The organism is Aeromonas sp. 601039, from assembly GCF_049174415.1.
Lineage (GTDB): Bacteria > Pseudomonadota > Gammaproteobacteria > Enterobacterales > Aeromonadaceae > Aeromonas > Aeromonas veronii_A.
Genome location: NZ_JAAKTL010000020.1, coordinates 68,385 through 77,582 on the forward strand (window position 1 = coordinate 68,385; position 9,198 = coordinate 77,582).

Sequence of the window (9,198 nt, forward strand, 5' to 3'; positions counted from 1 at the left end):
GCCATGAGAGTCAGTCTGGGGAGCGCAATCCTGTGGGGATTGCTGATGTGGCAGAGTGCATGGGCGGCACCAGCGGCCGAGTTGAAGATGGTCTACTTTGACGACTTTGCCCCATATTCGTGGCGTGACGAACAGGGCAGGATGCGCGGGCTGATGATAGACGTGATGGATCGGGTGGCAGCGCAGATGGGGCTGCGGGTGCGCCATGAAGGTTATCCGTGGCAACGGGCGCAAAAACTGGTGCGGATGGCGCAGGCCGATGGCTTTGTCACCATCGCCACCCGGGAGTGCCGCTCTTACACATTGGTGGTGGAGGAGCCCGTTACCACGACGGTTTTGACGGTATTTACCCGGCTTGGCCACCCCCGGATGAGCGATTTTCAGCGTGCCAGCCGCTTGAGCGACTTCAAATCACTTACCTTTCTCGACTATTTCGGTAACGGCTGGGGCAAGGAGAATCTGGCGGGCTTCACCGTTCATCACACCATCAATGTCGATAATGTTTTCAAAATGCTGGCGGCGGGTCGGGGGGACCTGATGGTGACCGACCCACTGGTGGCACGTTTCAAACTCAACCAGCTGGGATTGTCCGGGCAGGTGGTCGAGGTGCCGCTGCAGCTTGCCTCTACCCCGTTCAATCTCTGCATCGGCAAGCACTCCCGCTTCAATACCCGGATAACCGAGTTCAACCGTGCCCTGCAACAGCTGCGACAAAGCGGCGAGTTGGCGCGTATCGTCGAACGCTATCGTTGATGCGTTGCCGCCATCTGCGGTTTGCCAAGGGCGTGTCTATCTTGGCGTCATATCGGCGATGGTTGCCCAGAAGGCATCGATCAAGGGCCCCTTGCTGTGGGGCGGACGGATAAGGCCAATGGTCCAACAGGCTTCCCCGTCTCTCAAGGGGAGGGTGAGCACATCCGGGTGCTCTATGGTGGTGGAGGAGGGGACCAGGGTCCAGGCGATCTCGGCTGCCGCGGTGGCGACGCCAGCGGCAAAGTCGTTGACGTACTGGATATCGCGAAAACGCAGCCCGCTCTGGGCCAGATAGTTCATCAGGTGATCGTAAAACGACGGGGCCTTGTCCCGACGGAGGATCGCCAGCGGCTTGTCCACCAGATCCGCCAACTCCCTCACATCGCGGTAGCTGGCGGGTAGTACGGCGACAAAGTGGGCTTCGACCACCGGCAGGGCGTGCCACCCCTTGGGGGCGGGCAGGCGGCAAAAACCGAGATCCAGCTTGCCTTCACTGAGCGCCAGCAGCTGGTGGTGGGTGGAGAGATCGTTGAGCTCGATAGTCACTTGCGGCCGCTCGGCGCGAAAACGGGCAATGGCGGCGGGCACCAGGATTTTGGTGGCCACGCCAAAGCCGATGCGCAGGGTGCCGACATTGCCCGCCAGCACGTCGCGGGCGGTGCGCGAGAGCTGCTCGCTCTGGATGACCACAGCGCTGGCATCCTCATACAGTGCCCTGCCCAGTCCGGTGAGGCGAGTGGTACTGGCGTTGCGCTCAAACAGCTCGCCGCCCAGCTCCTCCTCCAGCCGCCTTATCTGTTTGCTCAGGGCCGACTGGGTAACGTGCTGGCGCACCGCCGCCTGGCCGAAGTGCAGCACCTCCCCCAGAGTGACGAAGGCTTTCAGATCCCGTAGCTCCATCAGGGCTCCTTTTATTCCTGTTGGGAATGTTGAGTGGTCATATTTGTCATTGGACGGAATTTTAGAAGTGATGGATGCTTATGCCAATTCATTTCGGGTACCCCGGCACGGGGCGCCGGGTTATCAGAGATGGCTGACACCATCAGCGCAGCAGGAGCAACACCAGATGCATCACCACAAGTTCAACGACTTCCCGAGCGATTTTCTGTGGGGCGCCGCCTCCGCCGCCTATCAGGTGGAGGGGGGCTGGAATGCCGATGGCAAGGGGCCCTCGGTGTGGGATCTTTTCACCAAGCTGCCGGGCAAGACCTTTGAGGGGAGCAACGGCGATGTGGCGGTGGATCACTACCACCGCATGGAAGAGGATGTGGCGCTGATGGCCGAGATGGGGCTCAAGGCCTACCGCTTCTCGGTGAGCTGGCCGCGCATCTACCCCACCGGTCGGGGGGAGGTGAACGAGGCGGGACTGGCCTTCTACGAGAAGCTGATCGATACCCTCTTGGCCCACCAGATCGAGCCGGTGCTGACCCTCTACCACTGGGATCTGCCGCAAGCGCTGCAGGATGAGTACGGCGGCTGGGAAGACCGACGCATTATCGAGGATTTCGAGCGCTACTGCGTGACCCTCTATCAGCGCTTTGCCGGCAAGGTGAAGTATTGGGTGTCCCTCAACGAGCAGAACTACAACCTGACCAATGCCTATCAGCTCGGCACCCATCCGCCCGCAGTGCAGGATCGCAAGCGCTTCTTTGCCGCCAACCATATCGCCTTTCTGGCCAATGCCCGGGTGATCAAGGCGTTTCGCCAGCATGTGCCGAATGGCTTGATTGGCCCGAGCTTTGCCTACTCCCCAGCCTATCCGGCGTCGTGCGATCCGAAAGATATGCTGGCCTACGAGAACGCCGAGGAGTTCAACAACCTCTGGTGGCTGGATGCCTATTGCTTTGGCCGCTATCCGCAGGCGGCGCTCGCTTACTTGCGAGAAAACGGCGAGGCGCCCGAGATCCTGCCGGGCGATATGGAGTTGCTGCGCGAGGGGACGCCCGACTACATCGGCGTCAACTACTACTACACCCTGACCTACACCGATAACCCCTTGGGCGGTCAGACCCTGCAGCGGATCAACACCACCGGCAAGAAGGGCACTACCCCGTCCAGCGGCATCCCGGGCCTCTACAAGACGGCGCCCAATCCGCACCTTGAGACCAGCAACTGGGATTGGGCCATCGACCCGACCGGGATGCGCATCGCCCTGCGTCGCCTCTCTTCCCGCTATGGTCTGCCGCTGATGATCACCGAGAACGGTCTTGGCGAGTTCGACAAGCTGGAGGCGGGCGACAAGGTGAACGATGAGTACCGCATCGATTACCTGCGCAGCCACGTCAAGGCGTGCCAGGAGGCGATGCAGGATGGCGTGGAATTGCTCGGCTACTGCGCCTGGTCGTTCACCGACATCCTGAGCTGGCTCAACGGCTACCAGAAGCGTTACGGCTTCGTCTATGTGGAGCGTGACGAGCAGGGGGGCTCCCTTCGCCGGATCAAGAAGGCGAGCTTCCACTGGTACAGCCAGTTGATTGCGAGCCAGGGCAAGCAGCTCTGACGGTTTATCGCGTCGCGTAACCAGGGGGCCCGGGCAATCCCCGGGCCCACGCTGTTTGTGGCGGGGGAGAGGGGGCAAGCCGGTTTCTCACCGTGCGACTCATCCTTGTTTACTGATTTTTGTCCTGCCAAAGCCGCCGACCCCTGCTATTATCTGCGGCCGAACATGAGCCAATAAAAATCAGGATATCGTGATGACTGACCACACTTTTATTCCCGGCAAGGACGCGGCGCTGGAAGACTCCATCGAACGCTTCCAGACCAAGCTGCAAGCTCTGGGCTTTGATATTGAAGAGGCCTCCTGGCTCAACCCCGTGCCGAACGTCTGGTCGGTGCATATTCGGGACAAAGAGTGCGCCCTCTGCTTTACCAACGGCAAGGGTGCCAGCAAGAAGGCGGCACTCGCGTCTGCCCTTGGCGAATATTTCGAGCGTCTCTCCACCAACTACTTCTTCGCCGACTTCTATCTGGGCGAGCAGGTCGCCAACGGCGATTTCGTTCACTACCCGAACGAGAAGTGGTTCCCCATCGAGGGTGACCAGTTCCCGGCCGGTCTGCTAGACAGCTTCACCCGCAAGTTCTACAACCCGGACGGTGAAGTGACCGCCGACATGCTGGTGGATCTGCAGTCAAACAACGAGGAGCGCGGTATCGTCGCCCTGCCGTTCGAGCGCCAGTCCGATCACGAGACCGTCTACATCCCGATGAACATCATCGGCAACCTCTATGTCTCCAACGGCATGAGCGCTGGCAACACCAAGACCGAAGCGCGCACCCAGGCGCTCTCCGAGGTGTTCGAGCGCCACGTGAAGAACAAGATCATCGCCGAGGCCATCAGCCTGCCGTTGATCCCGGACGAGGTGATTGCCCGTTATCCGGGGATTGCCGCCTCCATCGCGGCGCTCGAAGCGGAAGGTTTCCCCATTTACAGCTTCGATGCCTCTTTGGGTGGCCGTTATCCGGTCATCTGCGTGGTGCTGCTCAACCCGAGCAATGGCACCTGCTTTGCCTCCTTCGGTGCCCACCCGCGCTTCGAAGTGGCCTTCGAGCGGACCGTCACCGAGCTGCTGCAGGGCCGTGGTCTCAAGGATCTCGACGTGTTTGTGCCGCCGTCATTCGACAACGAGCAGGTGGCGGATCACCACAACCTCGAGACCCACTTCATCGACTCCTCGGGCCTTATCAGCTGGGATCTGTTCAAGCAGGATGCGGACTTCGAGTTTGCCGACTGGGACTTCCGTGGCACCTCGCAGGAGGAGTTCGATCACCTGATCGGCATCTTCCATGAGCTGGAGCAGCCGGTCTATATCGCCGACTACGAGCATCTGGGTGTCTACGCCTGCCGCATTCTGGTGCCCGGCATGTCCGACATCTATCCGGCCGAAGATCTGTTGCTGGCCAACAACAATATGGGCGCCAACCTGCGCGAAGTGATCCTGGCACTGCCATCACTTGATTGGGATGCCGAGCAGTACATGGCGTTTTTTGATCAACTGGATGAAGAGGGGCACGACGAGCGTACCCGTGTACGCGAGCTGCTGGGCATCGCCGCTGCCAAGGGGACCGCGCTGCACACCCTGCGCGTTGGCGAGCTGAAAGCCATGCTGGCGCTGGCCGCCGGTGAGCTGGAGACCGCACTGGATCTCATCGACTGGACCATGGAGTTCAACCAGTCGGTGTTTACTGCCGAGCGTGCCAGCTACTACCGCGCCCTGCGTGCCTGCGTCGAGTTGTTCCTCGACGAGGAGCGGGATCCGGAGCAGTATCGCGCCGTCTTCACTCGCATGTATGGTGAAGAGACGCTGGCACAGGCATGGGCCAACGCCACTGGCGAAGCACGCTTCCACGGGCTGGAGGCGGCCGATCTGTCGCTCTCCCAGTTCCCACTGCACCAGAAGCTGCTGGCGGCCTACGAGAAGCTGCAGAAGGCCAAGCGAGCCCATCACTGGGCGTGATCGTTGCTGTAAAGGAAGGGGCCGTGTGGCCCCTTCTGTTTATCGTGCGGCAAGGCACGGGATAGTTATTCAAAGATGAAATAAAAAACAAAAAATACCCCTAAGGGGGTTGATGGCAGGGCAGGGGATGTGCTGTCGATCTGCAAAGATATCTTGCCAATACCATATTTCCATGATCGAAAATAAATTCTTTAAAATCATTGCATTAAAAATGTGATATTTCTGTTTCAGCTGATACCTGGTGTAAAGTGGCGTAGCCATCGCACTAAAATATTTGTAGTAAAATTACATTCGCACTCTGATAAACTTGATCAATGTCAATTTTGGCTATTTGGCCCTTTGTTATGATTTCAACAGGCAAAACATTCAGGTAGAAAATAATTGAAAGCTGAATCTCCATTCGATTGTCTCAAGCCCGAAGCCATCGCTGCACTGGCTGAAGACATCACCTATGCCAAGGCTACCAAGCCGGCATACAAGGTCATTCCACTGGCCATTACCGCAGGCGCTTTCATCGCCATCGCATTTATCTTCTACATCACAGTGACGACCGGAACCGGTTCCATGCCTTGGGGTATGGCCAAGCTGGTTGGCGGTCTCTGCTTCTCTCTCGGACTTATTCTCTGTGTGCTGCTCGGTGCCGAGCTGTTCACCTCCACCACCCTGACACTGGTGGCCAAGGCTGCCAATCGCATCAGCTGGGCTCAGCTGCTCAAGAATTGGGGTCTGGTCTACTTCGGTAACCTGATTGGCGGTCTCCTGATGGTGGCGCTGATCATCGTTTCTGCCGAGTACACGGCAGCAGACGGTCAGTGGGGCCTTAACGCCCTCAAAGTGGCCCAACACAAAATTCACCACACCTTCTTCGAAGCGGTGGCGCTGGGTATCCTCTGTAACCTGATGGTATGTCTTGCTGCATGGATGGCCTTTGGTGCCCGCAGCGCGACTGACAAGGTAGTGGTTATGCTGCTGCCGGTTGCCATGTTCGTTGCCTCAGGTTTCGAGCACAGCATCGCAAACATGTTTATGATTCCGGTTGGTATCGCTATCCACAGCGTGGCTAGTCCGGAATTTTGGCAGGCCATCGGCCAGGATCCGGCAACCTTTGCTGACCTGACCGTATCCAACTTCGTCCTACACAACCTCATCCCCGTGACCATCGGCAATATCATCGGTGGTGGCGTGATGGTTGGTCTGACTTACTGGTTTATCTTCCGTCGTCATCATTAAGGATGATTGCGGGATACTACATCAATACCGTGTGAGGTAATGAAAAATGGCAGAACTTAACGAACAGTTCCAAAAAGCATGGGAAGGCTTCGCGGCCGGTGAATGGCAGACCTCTGTCAACACCCGTGACTTCATCCAGAAGAACTACACCCCGTATGAAGGTGACGAGTCCTTCCTGGCTGGCGCGACCGAAGCGACCACCAAGCTGTGGGACAAGGTCATGGAAGGGATCAAAATCGAAAACCGCACTCATGCGCCGGTTGATTTTGATACTGACCTGCCCTCCACCATTACCGCACACGATGCCGGTTATATCGATCAGAGCCTGGAGCAGATCGTTGGTCTGCAGACTGACAAGCCGCTGAAGCGCGCCATCATCGCCAACGGCGGTATCAAGATGGTTAAAACTTCTTGCGAAGTGTACGGTCGTCAACTGGACCCGATGGTCGAGAAGATCTTCACCGAATACCGCAAGACTCACAACCAGGGCGTGTTTGACGTTTACACCAAAGACATCCTGAACTGCCGCAAGTCTGGTGTTATCACCGGTCTGCCGGATGCCTACGGCCGTGGCCGTATCATCGGTGACTACCGTCGTGTTGCTCTGTACGGTGTTGACTTCCTGATGGCCGACAAACTGGCCCAGTTCAAGTCCCTGCAAGCTGACCTGGAAAACGGCGTCAACCTGGAAGCCACCATCCGTCTGCGCGAAGAGATCTCCGAGCAGCACCGTGCCCTGGCACAGATGAAGGTGATGGCTGCCAAGTACGGTTGCGATATCTCCGTACCGGCCAAGAACGCCAAAGAAGCCGTACAGTGGACCTACTTCGCCTACCTGGCGGCAGTCAAGTCCCAGAACGGTGCTGCCATGTCCTTCGGTCGTACCTCCAGCTTCCTGGATATCTACATCGAGCGTGACCTGCAGAAAGGCCTGATCACCGAGCAAGAAGCCCAGGAGCTGATGGACCACATGGTCATGAAGCTGCGTATGGTTCGCTTCCTGCGTACTCCGGAATACGATTCACTGTTCTCCGGCGACCCGATGTGGGCGACCGAGACCCTGGCTGGTATGGGCGTTGATGGCCGTACTCTGGTCACCAAGAACAGCTTCCGTATGCTGAACACCCTGTACACCATGGGCCCGTCCCCTGAGCCGAACCTGACCATCCTGTGGTCCGAGAAGCTGCCGGTCGGTTTCAAGAAGTACTGTGCCAAGGTATCCATCGAGACCTCTTCCGTTCAGTACGAGAACGACGATCTGATGCGTCCGGATTTCAACAACGATGACTACGCCATCGCTTGCTGTGTATCCCCGATGATCGTTGGCAAGCAGATGCAGTTCTTCGGTGCTCGTGCCAACCTGGCCAAGACCATGCTGTATGCAATCAACGGTGGTATGGACGAGAAGCTCAAGATCCAGGTCGGTCCGAAAACCGAGATGGTCAAGTCCGAGTACCTCGACTACAACGACGTAATGGATCGTCTGGACCACTTCATGGATTGGCTGGCCAAGCAATACGTTGCTGCGCTGAACATCATCCACTACATGCACGACAAGTACAGCTACGAAGCCTCTCTGATGGCGCTGCACGACCGTGACGTATATCGCACCATGGCGTGTGGTATCGCTGGTCTGTCTGTAGCCGCTGACTCCCTGTCTGCCATCAAGTACGCCAAGGTCAAGCCGATTCGTGACGAAGATGGCGTTGCCATCGACTTCGAAATCGAAGGCGAATACCCGCAGTTCGGTAACAACGACGCTCGCGTCGATGATATCGCCTGTGACCTGGTTGAGCGCTTCATGAAGAAGATTCAGAAGCTGAACACCTACCGTGGTGCTGTTGCTACCCAGTCTGTTCTGACCATCACCTCCAACGTGGTATATGGCAAGAAGACCGGTAACACCCCGGATGGCCGTCGTGCTGGTGCTCCGTTCGGCCCGGGTGCCAACCCGATGCACGGTCGTGACCAGAAGGGTGCTGTTGCTTCCCTGACTTCCGTAGCCAAGCTGCCGTTCGCTTACGCTAAAGATGGTATCTCCTATACCTTCTCCATCGTTCCGAACGCACTGGGTAAAGATATGGAAGCCCAGAAAGCCAACCTGGCTGGCCTGATGGACGGTTACTTCCACCACGAATCCAACGTAGAGGGTGGTCAGCACCTGAACGTTAACGTGATGAACCGTGAAATGCTGCTGGACGCCATGGAAAACCCGGAGAAATATCCGCAGTTGACCATCCGCGTATCCGGTTATGCCGTTCGCTTCAACTCTTTGACCAAAGAGCAACAGCAAGACGTCATCACCCGTACCTTCACTGCTTCTCTGTAATCGAGACATAGTGAGCAAAAACCGGCGCCAAGGCGCCGGTTTTTTTATGCGTGCGATTCAGGGGGAGTAATCATCCCCTGTGAATCGCCCCCAGTTCCATCGCAACCACAACAGTTGTTACTGGGGATTTGAAGAGGATCAAGGGGAGGGGCTCACTAGGATTGACCTAGGCCCCGTCTGTAATGCGATTATGCTTTATTCGCGCTCTAAGGGGATAGGCGGTTGCTCTGCCTGCCATTGCATCAGTGTTGCTATGGCTCGTGGAACAGCTGAGCAGGTTTAAGGGGTGAACAGAGGCGCCATCGCGGGTATCAAGCAATACCCATAAGCCTGTGACTATGGAATCATTCTCTGCCTCTGCCTCTGCCTCTGCCTCTGCCTCTGCCTCTGCCTCTGCCTCTGCCTCTGCCTCTGCCTCTGCCTCTGCCTCTG

General features: G+C 57.6%; 6 protein-coding genes. 5 read left to right on the plus strand and 1 reads right to left on the minus strand.

The annotated features are described in order from the left end of the window. Window positions 1–3 precede the first annotated feature (3 nt). Window positions 4–753, plus strand: coding sequence for a substrate-binding periplasmic protein (locus G5195_RS15920; protein WP_421236299.1), 750 nt, complete (start codon window positions 4–6; stop codon window positions 751–753). Window positions 754–789: 36 nt separating this feature from the next. Here G5195_RS15920 and G5195_RS15925 read toward each other — a convergent pair whose 3' ends face one another. Continuing rightward, the gene (locus G5195_RS15925; RefSeq protein WP_216978919.1) at window positions 790–1,653 is read right to left on the minus strand and encodes a LysR family transcriptional regulator; all 864 of its coding nucleotides are present in this window, start codon (window positions 1,651–1,653) and stop codon (window positions 790–792) included. Between the two features lie 166 nt (window positions 1,654–1,819). Between G5195_RS15925 and G5195_RS15930 the strand changes: the two genes are divergently transcribed. The 4 genes from G5195_RS15930 to pflB all read left to right on the plus strand — a co-directional run bounded on the left by G5195_RS15930 (window position 1,820) and on the right by pflB (window position 8,766). Beyond that, window positions 1,820–3,253 carry a glycoside hydrolase family 1 protein gene (locus G5195_RS15930; RefSeq protein ID WP_159158768.1) on the plus strand — a complete coding sequence of 478 codons (1,434 nt, stop codon included), beginning with the start codon at window positions 1,820–1,822 and terminating at the stop codon, window positions 3,251–3,253. Window positions 3,254–3,446: 193 nt separating this feature from the next. Continuing rightward, window positions 3,447–5,207, plus strand: a complete 1,761-nt coding sequence (ycaO, locus tag G5195_RS15935; RefSeq protein WP_043824548.1) for a 30S ribosomal protein S12 methylthiotransferase accessory factor YcaO — start codon at window positions 3,447–3,449, stop codon at window positions 5,205–5,207. A gap of 381 nt (window positions 5,208–5,588) precedes the next feature. Then, on the plus strand, window positions 5,589–6,437 hold the full coding sequence (gene focA / locus G5195_RS15940; protein ID WP_005333620.1) for a formate transporter FocA: 849 nt from the start codon (window positions 5,589–5,591) through the stop codon (window positions 6,435–6,437). Window positions 6,438–6,483: 46 nt separating this feature from the next. Beyond that, on the plus strand, window positions 6,484–8,766 hold the full coding sequence (gene pflB / locus G5195_RS15945; protein WP_005352571.1) for a formate C-acetyltransferase: 2,283 nt from the start codon (window positions 6,484–6,486) through the stop codon (window positions 8,764–8,766). The last annotated feature ends 432 nt before the right edge of the window (window positions 8,767–9,198 follow it).